Source organism: Xanthomonas codiaei, from assembly GCF_002939785.1.
GTDB lineage: Bacteria > Pseudomonadota > Gammaproteobacteria > Xanthomonadales > Xanthomonadaceae > Xanthomonas > Xanthomonas codiaei.
This window is the reverse complement of sequence record NZ_MDEC01000034.1, coordinates 33,464-51,265: the sequence shown is the minus strand read 5'-3', so window position 1 is coordinate 51,265 and position 17,802 is coordinate 33,464. Positions and strand designations below refer to the sequence as shown.

Sequence of the window (17,802 nt, the reverse complement as noted above, 5' to 3'; positions counted from 1 at the left end):
CCCTGGCAGGACTCCACTTCGTCGTCTTCTCCATCCTCATGCTTGGAAATGCCGCGTCTCTATTTCAAAGTTCATAACACGCTCTAAAGCAAGCCGAGCACCGCAGTCACGCGTGGCCGAAGAGGCGCCCTTGTCTGAGCGCAGCGAGTTTGGGCGCCGTGCCGCGCGTGGCGAGGAGCGCAGGAGACCGGCGCGGCTGTATCGCGCCGGATTGCGTCGGCGACAGCGGTTTTGGTGACTTTTGCCAAGACAAAAGTCACCCGCGCCGCCAGGCGCGGAAGCCTTTGCTCTTGCTCCAGAGCTCTTTGGTCTACAGCCCTTTGCGCCAACATCCTTTGCCCGAAGAGCTCCTTGCGTCAAAGTACCCGCACCTGCACCAAAAACCCTGCCTCACCCCTCTACGTCAAGCGCACGCTTCCAGGCCCTCGACAAGATCCCCACCACTACACCCCAGCCGAGCGCGGCAACGGCGCCGGCACGTTCAACATCCCACCGGCCGCCACATAGGCCGCCAGCGCCCGGCCCTGGCTCAGCAGATGCCCGTGCATGGTGCGCTCCGCGCCTTCCGCATCGCCGCGCCGCACGCACTCCATCAGCTGCCGATGCTCGGCCAGCGATTGCGCCATGCGACCCGGCGTGAGCAGCTGACGTCCGCGATGCATCTTGAGAATGCGGTGCAGGTCGTGGGTGACGCGGATCAGCCATGGATTACCGGCGTAGTGCTGCACCGTTTCGTGGATCAGATAATTGTTGCGGTAGTACTCGGCCAGATCGCCGGAAGCGGCCGAGACCTCCATCGCCGCATGCAACTCCTCCAGCCGCTGCACACCGGCTGGGTCGATGCGCTTGACCGCATCGTGCGCGCAGCGGCCTTCCAGCATCGCCATCACCGGAAACAGCTGGTTGAGGTCTTCCAGCGTCAGCCGCGTGACCCGGCTGCCGCGACCGGCGTCGAGCTGCACCAGGCCTTCGGCCGCGAGCAGCTTGAGACTCTCGCGCAAGGGGGTGCGGCTGATGCCGAGCTCTTCGGCCAGCGCAGGCTCGTCGATCCATTCGCCCGGCGGCAATGCGTAGTCGTAGATCTTCTGGCGCAGGCGCTCGGCCACTTCCTCGTACAGCGGTACGCGCTTCTTGGCGCTGCGCGAATCAGGGGCGAGGGTCATGGTGAGTAGGTCGTCGGCAGCGGAACGGAGGCCCCCATTCTAGCGGGGCGCCCCTGGACCCTGCCCGATGTCGCCAGCGTCACAGCCAACCCGGCACCACGAACACCAGCCACGCCACCAGCGGCCCCAACACCACCACCAGCCCGCTATAGACCAGGAAGCGGCGGAACAGGCCATCGCGCTCTTCCTTGGCGGCCGAGGCCACCACCAGCGCGCCATTAGTGGAGAACGGGCTGACATCGACGATGGTGGACGACACCGCCAGCGCGCAGATCACCCCGGCCGCGCCGAGCTGGCCCTGCATCAGGAACGGCACTGCCAGCGGAATGGTGGCGCCCAGCACCGCCGCCGACGAGGCGAATGCGGACACGATGCCGCCCACATAGCAAACCAGCAGCGCGCCGAGCAGCGGCATGCCGATCTGCGAGACGCCGGTGCCGATGTAGTCCACCGCCCCGGCTTTTTCCAGCACGGCCACATAGGTCACCACGCCACTGATCAACAGCACCGTGGACCAGCTGATGCCGTCCACCGCGCCCTTCTGCGCATTGGGCGAGATCAGCGCCAACGCCACGGCAACGGTGATCGACACCAGGCCGACATTGAGGTTGTAGACCAGCGCGGCGATGCCCAGGCCGAGCAGGCCGATCAGGGTGATCACCCGGTCGCGGGTGATGGCCACCGCCTCCAGGGCCAGTGGGTCGGTGGACAAGGTGCCGCCACCGGCAGCGACCAGCGCACCATGGCCTTCGATGGCGAAGCGGCGTTGCGAGGCCTGATCGCCGGTGACCGGCACGTACTGCGCATCGGCCAGCGACATCTCCTGCCGGCGCATCAGCTTGAGTCCGCCGAAGGCGCAGAAGCAGATGATCGCCATCATCAGGTTGAAGCCCAGGCTGGTGAGAAACACCGCCATTTCGGTGACATCCAGCCCGGCCTTTTCCACCACCTTGTTGGTGATGCCGCCATACACGCTGATCGGCGAGAAGCCGCCACCCTGCGCGCCATGGATCACCAGCAGGCCCATCATCAGCGGATTGATGCGGTACTGCTTGGCAAAGCGCAACGCGACCGGGCCGATGATGGCCACCGCCGCCGGCCCCAATGCACCGAAGGCGGTGAGCAGGCCGGTGATGACGAACATTACCCACGGAATGGCGACGATGCGCCCGCGCACCGCACGCACCGCCCAGTGCACCAGCAGGTCGATGGTGCCGTTCTTCTGCGCGATGGCGAACAGATAGGTGATGCCGACCAGGGTCAGGAACAGGTCGCCGGGAAAACCGGCCAGTACCTCCTTGCCGTCCAGCCCCACCCACACCCCGCCGACGATGAACGCCAGCGCGAAGGCCACCGCACCCATGTTGATGGGCAGTGCGGTCGCCACGACGAACATGACAACCAGACCAAGAATCGTTGCAATTTGCGGGGTCATGCGCCCTCCCAGACACCTGATTCGCGTACAGCACGGATGGCCACCCGCCATCCAAGGGTCACGCCGCGGATGCCACCTGCCAGTTCTTCATGCCGCGCGCTCGCAGGCAGCGGCGACCCACTGCACGACGCCATGGGTGCTGTGGAACTCATCGACCGAGCGCGCTTCGCACTCCGGTACGACCTCGCGCACCATGCGCGCCAATGCGCTGCCCGGGCCGAGTTCGAGAAACACGCGCGCACCGCGTTCGGCCGCCTGCACCAGCACGTCGCGCCAGCGCACGGTCTGCGCGATCTGTGCCGACAGGCTGTCGACGACCAGCGCTGGCGTGGTGACCGTGCGTGCATCGATACCGGCCAGCACGCGCAGCGCTGGCGTGCGTAGTGCCATCTTGTTCAATTCGATTGCGAACGCATCGGCTGCCTCGCGCAACCACGGCGTATGCGCGGGCACGCTGACCGGCAACACGGTGGTGCGCGCACCGCGTGCCTGCGCCTCGTCGCCCAGCGCCTGCAAGGCAGCGCGTGGGCCGCCGAGCACGGCATGGTCGTCGCCATTGATGATGGCAAGTGCGGCGCCATGGCTGTTGCAGAGCGATTCGAGCGTGGTGAGCGGCAGGCCGACCACCGCCATCAGCCCGGCCTGCGCGGGGCTGGCGGCATCCATCAGGCGGGCGCGGGTGGCGGCCAGCTGCAGGCAGGTGGCGATCTCCATGCTGCCGGCCACGGCGTGCGCGGCGAGTTCGCCAACGCTGTAGCCCAGCGCCATCAAGGGCGTCGGCAATTGCTGGCGCAGTGCCTGCCACTGCGCCAGCGTCCCTGCGCATACCAGCGGCTGGGCGATGGCATTGGCATAGCGGCCGGGGTCGGCCGCCAGGTGCTGGGACGAAGTGCCAAGTAGCTTGTCCGCGAGCACGACGACGTCGGCTGCAGCCGGCGTCTCCGCTGCCCGCGCGAACATGTCCGGATGCTGGCCGCCTTGGCCGGGGCAGAGGACGGCCAGGCTCATGGGGTTGCTCGGTGGCATGTGGTCGGATGATGGCTGCCAGAGCTACCCTCATCCGCCCTTCGGGCACCTTCTCCCGTGGCCGGGAGAAGGATAGTCATCTGCGCGGCGGCGGATGCTGCGGCGTGGCTGCGTGCGCTCGTTTGCTGGGGGAACGTTACGACTGCCGCAGCGCTGCCCTCATCCGTCCTTCGGGCACCTTCTCCCGTGGTCGGGAGAAGAGTGGTCATCCGCGCGGGAGCAGACGCTGCGGCGTGGCTGCATGCGCTCGTGTGCTGGGCGGACATTCCGGCTACTGCAGCCCTGCCCTCATCCGCCCTTCGGGCAGCTTCTCCCGTGGCCGGGAGAAGGAAGGCGATCCGCGCGGCGGCGGGTGGGGCGCTGTGGCGATTCATGCGTGCTCCTGGCAGTGCACAAACCACGCGCAGGCCAGCAGATCGGCACTGCCGCCGGGGCTGAGCCGGCGCTGGACAAAGCCATTGCCGATGGCAGCGAGCTGATCGCGCCAGTTCGGCTGCGCGGTGCCGCCATCGGCAAGAAAGCGCTGTGCCTGCGCCTTGGCATAGGCCAGTCCCTTGGCGCCACCGCGATGCAACAGATTGAGATCGTCCACCTGTGCGACCAACTGCATCAGGGTATGCGCGAGCGCGGCCTCTCGCGTGGCGCCGGTGGCCAACCGGGTACGCAAGGCCGGCAGCGCCACCTGGTGCAGCAGCGGATAGCCCATCGCCGCCTGCTCGCGCACGCCGCTGACCTTGTGCTGCGCACGCATGCGCTGGCCGTTGCTGCGCGGATCCAGCGGTGCGGCCAGCAAGGCCTCGCGCCAGAGCTGCACACCCTGGCAGACAGCGTCGGCTGCCGGCGCGCGCGCGTGGGCGGCGCGCAGGCGCGCGGCCTGCGCGGTGAGCAGGCCAAGGCTGAAGATGGCGCCACGGTGCGTATTGATGCCGCCGGTGGCGCGCAGCATTGCTGCCTCGGCGGCAATGCCAAGATCGCGCAGCCGGGCGAAGGGCGCGTTGTCGATGCCGGCCTGGGCGATGGCGACAAAATAGCCACGCAGTGCAAACAGGCTGCGCAGGAAGGTGGATGCGTCCATGTCAGTGTGGCTGCCGCTATCGAACGGCGTCACTAGGCCAGGCTTGGGCGCACACGCCAGCTCGGCATGCAACGCGCTAACCGCAAGCCGGCCAAGACGATGTGCCAGCGGGCTGGCGTGTACCTGGCCACAGGACGATGGCGGGTGGCGTAATGCTGCGTGCGCTGCGTGATCGCGCGCCAACGTGCGCAACGCGCGCGCTTGCACTGGCGCGCCGTTAGTTGGCTGCAGCGATGCCGCGGCAGTTGGCGCTGCGACGGGCTGATGCCGGTCATCCGCATGTCCAGGCTCAACGTCGTTACGTTCGGCAGTGGGCGTGGAGGCCTTGGATCGTTCCGTCATCGCCTGCCCTGCAAGGCGCAGCGAAGGCGGCCGACCGATCGGCTGCGCATCATCGCGCCTTGCGGCTGCACGTTGGGCATCACGCCTGCCTTGCAGCCGCGTCTTCATGCCGCGCTCCAGACCGGGAACAAGGCGGCCCGCGGCAGCAGGCGGCAGCCGCTGCTGGACTTCACCAGCACCTGCTGCGCACTGCTGGCGTATTCGCGCCAGTTCACAGCTATGTCGTCGGGCAGCAACAGCTCACCGTCGGCGCGTTGCCCATGGCGCTGCTCCCAACGCTGCAGCAACGCGACCACGGCATGCGCCTGTTCGGGTGTTTCGAGCGTCCATAGCAGATCCAGATCCGATTGCGCATGCACATAGGCCAGGCCGGTCAACGCCTGCCAGGCGAAGCTGCCGAACGCGCGCGGTTGCAGGCCATTGGCCTGACATTGCGTCAGCAGGGCCTGTAAGGCCGGTTGCGCCGTCTCCGGAGCGTGCGCGAGCACCGCCTCCAGTGCCAGCGGCGCAGTGCAGCGCGCAATGTCCTCAACACGCGCGCTCAGCGCCAGGCGCTGCTTGTCTTCTGCAGGCGGCAACGGCACGCCCAGGCGCAGGGCATCCGGCGCCTGCCTGGCGTCGCGGCGCGCCACCACCGCCGGCAGGCCGGCGGCAAACCACTGCTGCAGCCGCGGCTGCGCGCCGGGCGTGAGCGCCTGCCACTGCGCGGCAGGGCGCAACCACACCAGGGCGTGGCGGCCGATCATGTCAGGCCTGTCCTGCCGCCACGGTGGCAGCGACATCGCGTGCGAGTGTGCGGCCACCGCGTTGCGCGCCGCGTGCGCGGCGCTGGTCGCCATCGACAGGTGCGGCCAGTGCCTCGGCCAGCGCCTGTGCCAGGTCGCCTTCCCATAGCGAATCCATCGCGCCCATGCGCACGTAGTTCTCCACGCCCGGCGCAAACACCGGCGAGCGCTCGCTCAGCGCCTGCAAAGTCTCCACCGGCTGCTTGGTGACCCGCGCCATCGCACGCAGATCCATCACCCGCACCTGTGCCTCCGGCAGCGCGTGAATCCGGTCGGCCATCAGGCCGAAGGAGAGGAAGCCGCCGCTCACCGATTCGCCATAGACCAGGGTGACCAGCCGCGCGCCGCGCCTGCGCGCCAGATCCAGCGTGCGCGCCAGATGGGCGAAATACCCGTTGATGCCCAGCAATTCGTCGCGCCGGGCAAGCCGCTGCCCGGCGGTGTCGACCAGCATCACGATCGGCCGCTGCGGATGCGCGCGGGTGCTGGCCAGCACCGTGGCGGCCAGCGCCAGCGCGTGGTCCACGCCGACTTCCAGCTTGTTGGCGGTGCCGATCACCGTCACCTCGCCTGCAGCGGTGGTGGCGCTGCCGGTGAGCACATCGTCATTGCGGACGATGGCGTGGCCGAGCGGAAACAGCTGGTCGAGCAAGCGGCTCAGTTCCATGGCGTGCTCCGGTCCGCGGTGGCGGCAAGGAAGGCGTCGGTGTCCAGCAGCGGCAGGCGCTGCGCATCGGCGATGCCCTGGCGGGCCCAGATCTCCAGGCCGTCGCGGCAATCGCCATATGCATCGATGCGCGCGGACAGGTGCCGATGCGCGCGCTCCAGCGCCTGCAATGCGGCATCGCCGTCGGGTTCGGACAGCGTGTCCAGCGTGCTGGCTGCGGCGTCGGCAAAGGCGGCGATACGGTCGGCTACCAGGGTCTGCGCTTCGCCGAGCAGATAACGGTGCTTGCCGCCGGTGACGCGCCACACCAGTGCGCGGTCGCGCGCGTCGAACTCCTCCACGCCGCGCACGGTTTCGATCACATCCGGGCCGGACAGCGACAGGCGTCCCTCTTCGGACATGATCACCGCGCTGCAGCAGCGCGCCACGATGCCCATGCCACCGAAGGCGCCGTTGCCGCTGCCGATCAGTGCCAGCACCGGCACGCCGGCGGCACGGGTGGCCAGGGTGGCGCGCATGATCTCGGAGATGGCGATCAGGCCGGCATTGGCTTCGTGCAGGCGGACGCCGCCGGTGTCGAGCAACAGCAGTACGGCAGCCGGGCGCGTGGCGGTTGCGCGTTCGAGCAGGCCAGTGAGCTTGGCGCCGTGCACTTCGCCGACGCCGCCGCCCATGAAGGCGCCCTGCTGCGCGGCGATCAGCACGTTGCGGCCCTGCAACGTGCCCTGCCCCACGATGACGCCGTCGTCGAAGGCGCCCGGCACGTCGAGTTGGGCCAGGTGCGGGCTGACCAGGCGGCGGCGCGGGCCGACGAATTCGCCGAAGCTGCCGGCATCCAGCAGCCCGTCGATGCGCTCGCGCGCATCGGCTTCGTAATAGCTGCGCTCGGCCATGGGAACGGTGGTGCTCATGTGCGGCTCCGGATGGCTTGCGTAGGAGCGCAGCCGGGCGCAACCGAGGCGTTACCGGCCAAGCCCGTCGCGCCCGGGTGCGCTCCTACGCGATGCGTGGGGTGTGCTGGAGGGTGCTGGCTCATGCGGCAGCTCCCTGCAGCACATCGATGGCCTGGTCCAGGCGCAGGCTCACCACTGCCGGGGTGGCACCGACGTCGTTGATACTGATGCGCACATCGCGCAGCGGGTGGCGTGCGGCGAAATCGTCCAGCACCGCCTGCCAGATCGTGCCGAAGCCACGCGCGGCGGTGAGGATCTCGATCTCCATCGCGCCATCCAGCGGCACGCGCTCCACCAGCACTTCCAGGTTGCCGGAGGCGACCACGCCCACCAGCGCATGCTCCAGACCGGTGCCCGCACTGCGCTGGCCGTCAAAACGATAGCGAAGGGTTTCCATGCTCTGCCCCTACCAGTTGCGAAAACGTTTCGGCGGGTCGTACAGCCCACCGGACCAGCGCACCAGATCCTTGACCGTGCGCGCGGCAAGCAGGTCGCGGGTGGCATCGCGCGGGCGTATGCCCAGGTCGTCCGGGCGCTTGATCACGCCGCGGTCGCGCAGGTTTTCCACCATGCGTTTGTCGCGCGCCAGGCCTACCGCGGTGTAGCCGGACACGCCGCGGATCGCCTGTTCGCGTTCTTCCGGCGTGCGGCACAGCAACAGGTTGGCGATGCCTTCTTCGGTCAGCACATGGCTGACGTCGTCGCCGTAGATCATCACCGGCGGCAGCGGCAGGTTGGCGCGCTCGGCCAGTTCCCAGGCATCGAGGGTATCGACGAAGGCCGGCGCCATGTGCTCGCGGAAGGTTTCCACCATCTGCACCACCAGCTTGCGCCCGCGCGGCATCTCGCCCGGGCGTGCCGCCTCGCGCCCGGCCTTGAGCCAGGCAGCGCTGGCATGCCGGCGACCGCGTGCGTCCGACCCCATGTTTGGCGCACCACCGAAGCCTGCAATGCGGTCGCGCGTGGCGGTGGAACTATTGCCCTGCAGATCGATCTGCAGGGTGGAGCCGATGAACATGTCGCAGGCATACAGGCCGGCGGTCTGCGACAGCGCGCGGTTGGAACGCATGCTGCCGTCGGCACCGGCGAAAAACACATCCGGGCGTGCGGCGATATACGCCTCCATACCCAGCTCCGAGCCGAACGAGTGCACCGATTCGACGAAGCCCGATTCGATCGCCGGAATCAGCGCCGGATGTGGATTGAGCGCCCAGTGCCGGCAGATCTTGCCTTTCAGCCCCAGCGATTCGGCATAGGTGGGCAGCAGCAGTTCGATCGCGGCGGTATCGAAGCCGATGCCGTGATTGAGCCGCTCCACGCCGTACTCGGCGTAGATGCCCTTGATGGCCATCATCGCCATCAGCACCTGGATCTCGGAGATCTGCGCCGGGTCGCGGGTGAACAGCGGTTCGATGTAATTGGGCCTGGGCGCCTGGGTGACGAAGTCCACCCAGTCGGCCGGGATGTCCACGCGCGGCAAGGTGTCGAGAATCTCGTTGACCTGCGCAATCACGATGCCGCCCTTGAACGCCGTGGCTTCCACGATCACCGGCGTGTCTTCGGTGTTGGGGCCGGTATAGAGATTGCCGTGGCGGTCGGCCGCCTGCGCGGTGACCAGCGCGATGCGCGGGGTGAGGTCGATGAAATAGCGGCCAAACAATTCCAGGTAGGTATGGATGGCGCCGATCTCGATACGCCCCTCGCTCACCAGCCCGGCCAGGCGCGCGGCCTGCGGGCCGGAAAAGGAGAAGTCCAGCCGCTTGGCGATGCCGCGCTCGAACACATCCAGATGCGCGGCCAGCGACAGCACCGACTGCACCATGTGCAGGTCGTGCACACGCGATGGGTCGACCTCGGTCAGGCAGCGCGCCAGGAAATCGGCCTGCTTCTGGTTGTTGCCCTCCAGGCACACCCGGTCGCCGGGTTCGATCACCGCCTCCAGCAGCGCCACCACATCGTCGGCGGCCACCACCCGCCCGTGGGGCGCGAGCGCGGCGGCACGCTGCAGGCGCTGGCGGCGGCTTTCGGCCTGGGTGTCCCACTGTCGACTCATCGCATCGCCTCACCGGGCCAGGCCCGTAATGTCGAAGTAATTACATCGTAATTATGACGACTCGAGGTGTCTAGTCGCATTGCAGCATAGGGGTGGGCGGTGACGTCGGCCGGTCAGCGAGGCGACAGCCGGGCGCTTGCGATGCCCTCAAGTTCGATATATCGTTTTTCGCAGGATTCGATATATCGAAAATAGATGCGCTCCCGTCGTCATGGCCCACCCGAGCTGGACCCGTTTGCCAGCCGCGCACCTGAGCGCGACAACGGCCGGGTGCGCCCGCTGGAGCATGGCGATCTGCGTCTGCTGCTGCTGGCACTGATCGAACAACAGCCACGCCACGGCTACGAGTTGATGCAACAGATCGGCGCGTTGTTCAAAGGCCTGTACGCGCCCAGCGCCGGTGCGATCTATCCGGCACTGGCGCAGCTGGAAACCGATGGCCTGGTGCAGGCGGATCTGCAGCAGGGCCGCAAACGCCACCACCTCAGCGCGGCAGGGCGCCGCTACGCCAGCGAGCACCGCGATGCGCTGGACGCGGCGCTGGCGCGCAGCCAGCAACGTGCGCGTGCGTTGATCAAGGCACAGACACCTGCCCCGATCCGCGAGGCGATCCACCGCATCAAGCACGGCCTGTTCGCACGGCACGGGCAGTGGAGCGACGCCGAAACCGCACGCATCGCCACCCTGCTCAATGCCGCCGCCGACGCCATGGGGCAGGACGATGAGTGAGTGCGTGTGTTTGCCGCTGATGTCTTTCCAGCTTGCGCTGGTCCGGGATGCGGTCGGCTGCTGCTGTGGCCCCCCCCTGGCATGGGAGGCGCGCAGGACGCGCTCCGGTGCGAAGTGATTGCCGCAAGCGATAGCGCAGCCAGCAACAAATCACTGGAGTGGAGGTATCACGCGACGCTTCTGCATCGCTCCAACCGCATGAGGCGTCGCGCGTACCCTCATTCGCCGCTGCGCGGCACCTGCTCCCCCATGAAGGAGGGCAATGTCCGGAGAGGAGAAGGGATGGGCACTGCCTCGGCTGCTGCACCTGTTACGCCTCGGATTTCGATCCGTCATCGCGCTTCACCCACAACTCCCCAACGCCGTATCGCGACACGGTACCCACAGGAATCGCACTTCATGGCAACACATACCAACACCCAACTGCGTCGCGACTCGCGCCTGCGTACCGTGCAAGTGGTGCGCTGCGAGGCCATCACCCCGCAGATGCGCCGCATCGTGTTCGGCGGCAGCGAACTGGCCGGTTTCCAGAGCGAGGCCCCGGACGATCACGTCAAGCTGTTCTTCCCCAATGCCGACGGCGCCTTCGTCCTGCCGACGATGACTGCCGACGGCCCGCGCTACGACGCAGGCGCCCTTCCCTCGCCCGGCCGCGACTACACGCCGCGCCTGTTCGATCCGCAAACCGGGGAACTCAGCATCGACTTCGTGCTGCATGGCGACGGCGTGGCCTCCAGCTGGGCCGCACAAGCGCAGCCGGGCGATACGCTGTGCATCGGCGGGCCACGCGGCTCGTTTCTGGTGGCCGACGATTTCGATCACTACGTCCTGATCGGCGATGAAACCGCGCTGCCGGCGATCGGCCGCTGGCTGGAAGCGATGCCGGCGGACATGCATGCCGAAGTCTTTATCGAAGTGGCCGACGCCAGCGAGCGCCAGGAGCTGCCGAGCGCCGCCGACGTAGATGTGTACTGGCTGGAGCGCAACGGCTTCGATGCGGCCAGCAGCACGCTGCTGGAAGACAGCCTGCGCGATTACGAGCCGCACGATGGCGATACGTTCTACTGGATCGGCACCGAATCGATGCGCGCGCGTGCCATGCGCATGTTCATCGAAGAGCATCTGGGCGTGGACAAGGAATGGGTGCGCGCGAAGGGGTACTGGAAGGCGAACCCGGCAGCGGAGTAATGGCTTGCGTGCTCATTGCATCTTCGCGTGCCGCCTCCGCGCGTAGGAGCGAACCCGGGCGCGAAGGGCATTGCCGAGGACAGCCGCCTGCGTCGGTGAGCCTGTCGATAACGCGCTCGCGGCCAGGGCCGCTCCTACACAGGCTCGCGTGCTCACCGCATCATCGCGTGCCGCCTCCCCGCGTAGGAACGCACCCGGGCGCGATGGGCTTTGCCGATACGGCCGCCTGCGTCGGCGAATCTGTCGGTAACGCGTTCGCGGCCAGGGCCGCTCCTACGCAGCAGCGTCCAGAAGTGACGGAGCGTTTTGCGCACGCAAACAAAAGCCCGCCAATCGGCGGGCTTTTGCATTGACGCATTGCATTGACGCACCGGCGCGATCGCTCGCGCCGGCATGTCGGCAGCCGGCGCTTACTTCGCCGCAGCCGCCTCACCCGCCTTGGCCTGCAGGGCTTCGGTGGTGATGCGGATCTTGACCTCGTCGCTGACGTTCGGAGCGTACTGGCCCACGCCGAAGTCGCTGCGCTTGATCGTGGTGGTGGCGTCGAAGCCGGCCGCCGGCACTTTCTTCATCGGGTGCTCGCCGGCACCGTTGAGGGTCACGTCCAGCACCACCGGCTTGGTCTGATCCTTGATGGTCAGATCGCCGGTGACGGTCAGCTTGTTGTTGCCGGCCGCTTCGACCTTGGTGCTCTTGAAGGTGGCGCTCGGGAACTTGGCCGCGTCGAAGAAGTCGCCGCTCTTCAGGTGCTCGTCGAACTTGGCGGTGAAGCTGTTCAAGCCCGACAGCGGCAGGGTGACCTGCACGGTGGACTTGGTCACGTCGGCGGCGTCGTACACCAGGGTGCCGTCGACATTGCCGAAGTGCGCGCTGGGATTGGAGAAGCCGAAGTGGCTCCACTGCGCGATCACGTCGGTATGGGTCGGGTCCAGGGTGTAGGTGCCGGAGGCAACCTGCACGGCCGGGGCGGTCGAGGCTGTCGACTCGGCAGCGGCCGGTGCCGGCGCTGCGGCGGTCTCGGCCGGCGCGGTGGCGGCCGGGGTTTCTGCAGCCGGGGTGGCGGCGTTGTCGGCCGGCTTGGAGCAGGCGGCAATGGCCAGGGTCAGGGCGAGCGGCAGCAACAGCTTGTGGGTGGTCTTCATTGGAACTCCATGTGATGAGAGACGCGTTGGATCAACGCGGATGGGACAAAACGCAGACGGACGAGGACTGCAGGAAACTGGAAACGGCACACCTATCTTGCACGGCAGTGAGCAGACGGCGAAGGACGGCAGGCCCAGAACACGCAGTGGAGGCGACATCCCCGCCTCCGGGCATCGACCGCGCTCATCTGTGGGTGAGCGCAATCGCGTCATCGACGACATAAGACCATGCAGCAACACACATCGCGAACGACACCGGGCGGCTCCCATGGCGACGCTCATTCACTTCCGGGAAGACGCGCCGCAGCGTTGATGTCAGCCCGGATGCATCACGCGCGGCGCACTGCCATCGGTCACTCAAAGCGCGCCGCCTCATCGAAGCTCAGGCGCGGCGAGCGCGGGAACAGCCCGGCCGGGTCGCCGTAGCCGAGGTTGATCAGGAAGTTGGACTTGATCGGCGTGCCGGCGAAGAACGCCGCGTCCACCTTGGCATTGTCGAAGCCGGACATCGGGCCGGCATCCAGGCCCAGCGCGCGTGCAGCCAGGATCAGGTAGGCGCCCTGCAACGAGCCGTTGCGGAACGCCGATTCGGCGCGCCCTTCGCGCGGGCCGTCGAACCAGCTCTTGGCGTCGACATGCGGGAACAGGTACGGCAGCTTCTCGTGGAAGTCTTCGTCGTGCGCCACGATCACCGTCACCGGCGCGGCCAGGGTCTTGGCGGCGTTGCCTTCGGACAGCGCCGGTTTCAGCTTGGCCTTGCCTTCGGCGCTGGTCACGAACACGAAGCGCGCCGGCCCGCTATTGGCCGCGGTGGGGCCCCACTTGACCAGCTCATAGAGCTCGCGCAGCAGGTCCTGGCTGACCGGCGTATCGGCAAACGCGTTCTGCGTGCGGGCGGTGCGGAACAGCTGATCCAGTGCGGCGGCGTTGAGCGAGTCGGACATGAGCACTCCAGAAGAAGGGATGGCGCAACGGTAGGCTGCGGCGTCGGCGCCAGTGTGAAGACCCGCAGTGTAGAGTGGCGCGATTGCCGCCACACGCGTTCAATCTGAAACAAATCTATGTCGGATCTGAAACGATGGGGGCTGACCTGGGCGCTGAGCGACGGCCGCGCCGGCAATGCGCGCCAGGCCGAGGCGCTGGCGCGTGCGTTGCACCCCGATGCCTTCCAGCCCATCCACCTGCAGGCCAAGGCGCCCTGGCGCTGGGCGGCGCCGCGGCGGCTGCCCGGCGCGCAGCAGGCATTTGGCGCGGCGTTTGCCCTGCAGCTGCAGCAGCCGCCCGCGCTCGCCATCGGCTGCGGGCGGCAGGCAGCGCTGGCCACCCGGCTGCTGCGCGCCGGTGGCAGCCGCAGCGTGCAGATCCTGGATCCGCGCCTGGATCCGCGCCACTGGGACCTGCTGGTGGTGCCCGAGCACGATGCGCTGCGCGGCGAGAACGTACTCACCCTGCTCGGCAGTCTGCACCCGGTGGACGATGCCTGGCTGGCGGCCGGGCGCGCCATGTTCCCCGCGCTGGGCGGCTTGCCCGGCCCGCGGCTGGCGCTGCTGATCGGCGGGCCCACTGCGCAGGTGAGCTGGACGCCAGAGGCGCTGGCGGCGCTGTGCGCCCGCTTGAGCGCGCAGCTGCGCGCACTGGGCGGCAGCCTTCTGGTCACCCTCTCGCGCCGCACGCCGGCCGACGCCGTCGCCCCGCTGCGCGCGGCCTGCGCCGGCCTGCCGCATCTGCTGTGGTGCGACCAGCGCGATGGCCCCAACCCGTATGCCGGCCTGCTGGGCTGGGCCGATGCGATCGTGGCCACCGCCGACTCGGTCAACCTGCTCTCCGAGGCCTGCGCCACGCGCGTGCCGGTGGCCGCCGCATTCGGCGACCTGGCAAACGGGCGCGTGGGCTCCTACCTACACACGCTGCGGGACCGCCGGCGGCTGCACGACGCCGATGAAGTTCTCGGCGCCGGAGCCGATATCCCCCCGGTACGCGAGACCGCGCGCATCGCCGAGCAGGTGCGTGCGCGTCTGTCGCCCTGACCCACGCGCCCGACGATGGCGCCGGACACAAGGATGCTGGTCGATGAAGAAGCCAAGGAGCAGACCGACGATGAGGTGGGCGTTCGGGTTGGTATTGCTGGTCGCAGCGCCGTGGGCCGCCAGTGCAGCAACGCCGCAGTGCGTGCCGCGCTACCCCTCGCCGCATGCCACCGCGGCAATGTTCGACATGGCCGCCTCCACCGCGCAAGCGCTGGATGCTCTGCCCGACGCCAAGGTGGTACTGCTGGCGCGCGGCGGACAGGATCTGAGCCGATACGGGCTCAAACATAGCCACATGGCGTTTGCGTTGCGCGATGACGATGGTCTGTGGCGCGTGCGGCATCTGCTCAACCGCTGCAAGAGCGATGCATCGCAGCTCTATGTCGAAGGCCTGAGCAACTTCGTCGGCGAAAGCGCGTTGACCAGCGATCTGCGCGTGGGCGTCCCGACCCGTGCCGTGCAACAACGCCTGCATGCCTTGCTGGCCGGCAACGGCGAGCTGGCCCATCGCCTGCATGAACCCCGCTATAGCATGGTCGCCTACCCCTTCTCCACCGACTATCAGAACTCCAACCAGTGGGTGCTGGAAGTGCTGGCCGCGGCGCTGGCGGCCGATGCGCAACCAACGACAGTCATCAGCGATCGCCGCGCAGCGCAGGCCTGGCTGCACGCGGCGCGGTATCACCCCAGCATCCTGCATTTGGATTTGAAGCAGCGCGTGGGCGCACGTTTTGTCGCCGCCAATGCCACCACCACCGATCATCCTGTCGGCGAGCGCGTTTCCGGCAACTACTCGGTGGTCACCGTCGAATCGGTGTTCGACTTCCTGCATCAACGCGACGCAGTGGACAAGGAACTGTCGATTGCACGCACCGTCACCTCTGCTGGAGAAATGCCGTGAACCGTGCCGCGTTGGCCGCAGGCCTGTTGCTCGTCGCTGTGACGCTACCGTGCGCGCACGCTGGTGAGATGACCACGCCCGGCGAGAAGTCGGAATTCTATTCGGCCCTGGCGGTGTCCACGCCAGTGCTGGTCGTCGGTGGGGCGCTGGCCTCTGTGCTCTACCCTGCCTCCATGGCAGTGCAGACAGCGCGCGAAGCCAGCAGCCCACCACACGCCGGCACACTGCCGCCCATGCGGGTGCAAGCCGTGCAGACCTTGCCAGAGGGCACACGCGAGGTACAGCTGCAGGACCCGCAGCAGACCGACGCCACCCTGTCGCTGCGCTGGCCCGCGCGCCAGGACGACCCGGCAGCCGGGTTTCGGGTGGGCGACATGGTGTCGTTCCAGCCCAGCCCGGCCGGCAGTGGCTGGACTGTGCAGGATCGGCAAGGCCAGGCCCTGGCGTTCCTGCCGACCGGCGAGGCGGCGGCTCATACCAGCAGCCGCATCTGGTGACCCCGTCGCGCTGCCGTCGCAGCGCGCAGATGCTTGGCCGCGACGCTGCAGACGTGGTGCCGCGCCACAGGATGTCGCGGGTCACAGCGCCTGCAGCGACACACCCGCCGCCTGCGGCGAACCGATATCCAGGCCCGCCGACCGACGCTTTGCCGCTGCACGGGACACAGGTGAGCGCGCGTCACATGCCGCCAACCGATCGCCAGCGACTCCGCGACGCGACGCGCGGTGCCAAGACCGCACGCGTGCAGCCGTCATGACCGATGACACTGCCGCCGCGTTGGCCGGCATGCGAACACTGTACGCACCCTGGTGACGGAACCGATCATGCAGCCTGCGCCGATGCCGTTGTCACGCCTGTTACCGGCCTCGCTCGCCGCCGGGGCGGCGCTGTGGTTCGGGGTCGGTCTCGCGCCTGCATGGTGGTGGGCGTGGCTGGCACCGGTACCGTTGCTATGGCTGGCCCTGTCGATCGAACGCAGCGGCCAGGCACGGGTGGCGGTGGCGATCGCCACGCTGCTGGCCGCCACGCATTACACAGCCTACTTCGCCGTGGTGATGCCGCTGCCGGCTGCAATAATCGCCACGCTGGGCATGGCAGCGCTGTGGCATGTGGTGGTGATGGGCACGCGCGGTTTGGTGCGGCGTTTACACAGCGGCTGGAGCGTGCTCGCCTATCCGCTGCTGTGGGTGATGCTGGACTTGCTGATGGCGCGGCTGCTGCCCGATGGCAACTGGGGCAGCCCTGCCTATACCCAGGCAGCGGTATTGCCGTTATTGCAGCTCACCGCGCTGGCGGGCATGTCCGGGCTGCTGTTCGTGCTGTGCCTGCTGCCTTCGCTGCTGGCGTTGCTGCTGTGGCGTGGCAACCGGGTGCGTCGTCCAGCATTGCTGGTTGGAACCGTAGTGCTGCTGGTGGCGTCGGCCAGCGGCTACGGCCTGTGGCGGCTGCAGACGCCAGCGACCGGCACGCCGATGAAGATCGGCCTGGCCTCCATCGACGAGGCCATCAACGCATCGGCCACGCCGGCGTACTGGCAACCGATCCGCGACCGCTACGACGTACTGGTCGGCAAGCTGGCCGCGCAAGGCGCACATGTCGTGGTGCTGCCGGAAAAGATCGCGGTACTGCCACCGGCGGAGCTGGCGCGCTGGCAGGCGCATTTTGCGGCGCTGGCGCGCACGCCCCGGCTGTGGCTGGTGGTCGGCATAGGCGAGCACGGCGTGCATCCGCGCAACCTGGCCTGGTTGTTCGACCCGGACGGCCAGCGGGTGTTGAACTACGACAAGCACATCCTGGCGCCGCCGGAGCGCGCGCAGCACTACGCCACCGGCACGCAGTACGCGCTGCACGCCATCGGCGATGCGCGGTTTGGCCTTGCCATCTGCAAGGACATGCTGTTCGCGCGGCTGGCACGCGCCAATGGCCAGCGCAACGCGGCGATGATGCTGGTGCCGGCATGGGACTTCGACTACCGCGATGCCTGGATGTCCGCGCACATGACGGTGCTACGTGGTGTCGAAAACGGCTACGCGGTGGTGCGCACCGCGCGCGAAGGCTGGCTGATCGTCAGCGATGCGCAGGGCCGCGTGCTGCTGCAGACCGCCAGCGCACCGATGCCCGGGGCCAGCGCATTGGTCAGCGTCCCGGTGGGCGCGCAGCGAGCCACTCTGTATACCCGGATGGGCGACCTGTTCGGCGGGATCTGCGCGCTGGCGGCACTGCTGCTGGTTGCGGCGGCGTATCGCCGCAGAGCGTCTACACCATTGGCATCTGCGCGCTGAGCAACGCAGGCATCGCACTTCACCGCAGCCGCTA

The 17,802-nt window shown here is 68.0% G+C and carries 17 protein-coding genes; 6 read left to right on the top strand and 11 right to left on the bottom strand.

What is annotated here, in order from left to right:
* Nucleotides 1-443: 443 nt before the first annotated feature.
* The 9 genes from XcodCFBP4690_RS19110 to mdcA all read right to left on the bottom strand — a co-directional run bounded on the left by XcodCFBP4690_RS19110 (nucleotide 444) and on the right by mdcA (nucleotide 9,499).
* Entirely contained in the window at nucleotides 444-1,163 is a 720-nt protein-coding gene (locus XcodCFBP4690_RS19110) for a GntR family transcriptional regulator (RefSeq protein ID WP_104543483.1), read from the bottom strand.
* A 79-nt stretch (nucleotides 1,164-1,242) separates the two neighbouring features.
* Nucleotides 1,243-2,598, bottom strand: coding sequence for an SLC13 family permease (locus tag XcodCFBP4690_RS19105; RefSeq protein WP_104543481.1), 1,356 nt, complete (start codon nucleotides 2,596-2,598; stop codon nucleotides 1,243-1,245).
* Nucleotides 2,599-2,685: 87 nt separating this feature from the next.
* Nucleotides 2,686-3,606, bottom strand: coding sequence for a malonate decarboxylase subunit epsilon (gene mdcH / locus XcodCFBP4690_RS19100; RefSeq protein ID WP_104543479.1), 921 nt, complete (start codon nucleotides 3,604-3,606; stop codon nucleotides 2,686-2,688).
* Between the two features lie 388 nt (nucleotides 3,607-3,994).
* Complete coding sequence (gene mdcB, locus XcodCFBP4690_RS19095) at nucleotides 3,995-5,041, bottom strand: triphosphoribosyl-dephospho-CoA synthase MdcB (protein ID WP_410049711.1); 1,047 nt, start codon at nucleotides 5,039-5,041, stop codon at nucleotides 3,995-3,997.
* Nucleotides 5,042-5,145: 104 nt separating this feature from the next.
* Complete coding sequence (gene mdcG / locus XcodCFBP4690_RS19090; RefSeq protein ID WP_104543477.1) at nucleotides 5,146-5,787, bottom strand: malonate decarboxylase holo-[acyl-carrier-protein] synthase; 642 nt, start codon at nucleotides 5,785-5,787, stop codon at nucleotides 5,146-5,148.
* Between the two features lies 1 nt (nucleotide 5,788).
* Complete coding sequence (gene mdcE, locus XcodCFBP4690_RS19085; protein ID WP_104543475.1) at nucleotides 5,789-6,493, bottom strand: biotin-independent malonate decarboxylase subunit gamma; 705 nt, start codon at nucleotides 6,491-6,493, stop codon at nucleotides 5,789-5,791.
* Nucleotides 6,484-7,404 carry a biotin-independent malonate decarboxylase subunit beta gene (locus XcodCFBP4690_RS19080; RefSeq protein WP_104543473.1) on the bottom strand — a complete coding sequence of 307 codons (921 nt, stop codon included), beginning with the start codon at nucleotides 7,402-7,404 and terminating at the stop codon, nucleotides 6,484-6,486. The genes mdcE and XcodCFBP4690_RS19080 overlap by 10 nt, the downstream gene beginning before the upstream one ends.
* A 121-nt stretch (nucleotides 7,405-7,525) precedes the next feature.
* On the bottom strand, nucleotides 7,526-7,843 hold the full coding sequence (gene mdcC / locus XcodCFBP4690_RS19075) for a malonate decarboxylase acyl carrier protein (protein ID WP_104543471.1): 318 nt from the start codon (nucleotides 7,841-7,843) through the stop codon (nucleotides 7,526-7,528).
* 9 nt (nucleotides 7,844-7,852) lie between these two features.
* Nucleotides 7,853-9,499, bottom strand: a complete 1,647-nt coding sequence (gene mdcA, locus XcodCFBP4690_RS19070; RefSeq protein WP_104543469.1) for a malonate decarboxylase subunit alpha — start codon at nucleotides 9,497-9,499, stop codon at nucleotides 7,853-7,855.
* A 195-nt stretch (nucleotides 9,500-9,694) separates the two neighbouring features.
* On the opposite strand from mdcA, the gene XcodCFBP4690_RS19065 reads away from it, so the two are divergent.
* Both XcodCFBP4690_RS19065 and XcodCFBP4690_RS19060 read left to right on the top strand, forming a co-directional pair.
* Complete coding sequence (locus tag XcodCFBP4690_RS19065) at nucleotides 9,695-10,228, top strand: PadR family transcriptional regulator (protein WP_104543467.1); 534 nt, start codon at nucleotides 9,695-9,697, stop codon at nucleotides 10,226-10,228.
* A 399-nt stretch (nucleotides 10,229-10,627) separates the two neighbouring features.
* Nucleotides 10,628-11,416: a siderophore-interacting protein gene (locus tag XcodCFBP4690_RS19060; RefSeq protein ID WP_104543465.1), complete on the top strand. Its 789-nt coding sequence runs from the start codon at nucleotides 10,628-10,630 to the stop codon at nucleotides 11,414-11,416.
* 410 nt (nucleotides 11,417-11,826) lie between these two features.
* Here the strand turns inward: XcodCFBP4690_RS19060 and XcodCFBP4690_RS19055 are convergent, their stop codons facing one another.
* Nucleotides 11,827-12,558, bottom strand: coding sequence for a YceI family protein (locus XcodCFBP4690_RS19055; protein ID WP_104543463.1), 732 nt, complete (start codon nucleotides 12,556-12,558; stop codon nucleotides 11,827-11,829).
* Nucleotides 12,559-12,911: 353 nt separating this feature from the next.
* Entirely contained in the window at nucleotides 12,912-13,502 is a 591-nt protein-coding gene (locus XcodCFBP4690_RS19050) for a malonic semialdehyde reductase (RefSeq protein WP_104543461.1), read from the bottom strand.
* A gap of 117 nt (nucleotides 13,503-13,619) precedes the next feature.
* Between XcodCFBP4690_RS19050 and XcodCFBP4690_RS19045 the strand changes: the two genes are divergently transcribed.
* The 4 genes from XcodCFBP4690_RS19045 (at nucleotide 13,620) to XcodCFBP4690_RS19030 (ending at nucleotide 17,768) form a co-directional block, all read left to right on the top strand.
* Nucleotides 13,620-14,585 carry a mitochondrial fission ELM1 family protein gene (locus tag XcodCFBP4690_RS19045; RefSeq protein WP_104543459.1) on the top strand — a complete coding sequence of 322 codons (966 nt, stop codon included), beginning with the start codon at nucleotides 13,620-13,622 and terminating at the stop codon, nucleotides 14,583-14,585.
* 70 nt (nucleotides 14,586-14,655) lie between these two features.
* On the top strand, nucleotides 14,656-15,486 hold the full coding sequence (locus tag XcodCFBP4690_RS19040) for a DUF2145 domain-containing protein (protein WP_167394709.1): 831 nt from the start codon (nucleotides 14,656-14,658) through the stop codon (nucleotides 15,484-15,486).
* On the top strand, nucleotides 15,483-15,983 hold the full coding sequence (locus XcodCFBP4690_RS19035; RefSeq protein WP_104543455.1) for a hypothetical protein: 501 nt from the start codon (nucleotides 15,483-15,485) through the stop codon (nucleotides 15,981-15,983). The genes XcodCFBP4690_RS19040 and XcodCFBP4690_RS19035 overlap by 4 nt, the downstream gene beginning before the upstream one ends.
* Nucleotides 15,984-16,325: 342 nt before the next feature.
* Nucleotides 16,326-17,768 carry a carbon-nitrogen hydrolase family protein gene (locus XcodCFBP4690_RS19030; protein WP_167394708.1) on the top strand — a complete coding sequence of 481 codons (1,443 nt, stop codon included), beginning with the start codon at nucleotides 16,326-16,328 and terminating at the stop codon, nucleotides 17,766-17,768.
* The last annotated feature ends 34 nt before the right edge of the window (nucleotides 17,769-17,802 follow it).